1 protein-coding gene is annotated in these 396 nt (G+C 57.1%); it reads right to left on the bottom strand.

Annotated features, from left to right (window positions below):
- Window positions 1–396 (bottom strand): hypothetical protein (locus tag D7Y13_RS46685; protein WP_158626271.1); only part of this gene is annotated, 396 nt, incomplete at both ends.

Here is a 396-nt window from a genome sequence, read left to right as displayed (position 1 = left end):
GAAGTGGACTGCCCGCCGTTGAGCTTGCGGGTTTGCCCGGTTGTGATTTGCGGATTCGTTTCATCAAAGGTGACGCGATCGCGATTCAGGCGGCGGGTGTAAGCTCGCTCTTGCGCCTTCGTGGTCAGGGTTGCCCCGGCTAGCAGCCTGATTCGTTCTGTTTGCGCCCAGGTGTCGATCGAGCTGGAAATGCGGGCGCGATCGTTCATCAGATCCGACTGTTTTGCTACGAGCGCCGTATTGTCCAATGCCATCCGGGTATTAATCGTGCGCTTGTCGATATAGCCGTGTTTAGCAACATTGGCAACCGCCCGCTTTGCATCGGCGGCTTCGGTTTTGGGATCGTACCCAACGTAGCGCCCGCCGACAAATTTTCCAGCATGACCGACGTAGGTT

The sequence above is a fragment of the Corallococcus praedator genome, assembly GCF_003612125.1.
GTDB classification, from domain to species: Bacteria; Myxococcota; Myxococcia; order Myxococcales; family Myxococcaceae; genus Corallococcus; species Corallococcus praedator.
Note: the sequence above shows the minus strand (reverse complement) of the source record. Positions and strands in the feature narration are given on the sequence as shown.